Source organism: Pseudoalteromonas sp. GW168-MNA-CIBAN-0100, from assembly GCF_040309225.1.
Taxonomy (GTDB): domain Bacteria; phylum Pseudomonadota; class Gammaproteobacteria; order Enterobacterales; family Alteromonadaceae; genus Pseudoalteromonas; species Pseudoalteromonas arctica.
Window position 1 is genome coordinate 1 of sequence record NZ_JBEOOL010000428.1, and the last position, 289, is coordinate 289.

General features: G+C 39.4%; 1 rRNA gene. It reads right to left on the minus strand.

What is annotated here, in order from left to right:
- Positions 1–72, minus strand: a 5S ribosomal RNA gene (gene rrf / locus AAEY62_RS21810); the annotation flags it as partial.
- Positions 73–289 lie beyond the last annotated feature (217 nt).

Consider the following 289-nt stretch of genomic DNA (forward strand, 5'->3'; position numbering starts at 1 on the left):
ATCGGCGCTGTTTCGTTTCACTACTGAGTTCGGCATGGGATCAGGTGGGTCCAAAACGCTATTGTCACCAAGCAAATATGGTGCAAAGAATGAATGACAAGCACGTAGTGCTACCATTTTCTTTGCGCAAGGTGCCTCAATGTTAACGCTACGCGCTAAGAGTCACCTCTTGAATTTGGAAAATATCTGATAATATTTTTTAAGTCTTTCTAAGTAATATCTACTTTAGTTATATTAACTTCTTCGCTTGTTTCACTATCACATAAAACGCGTTTGGCGTTGTATGGTT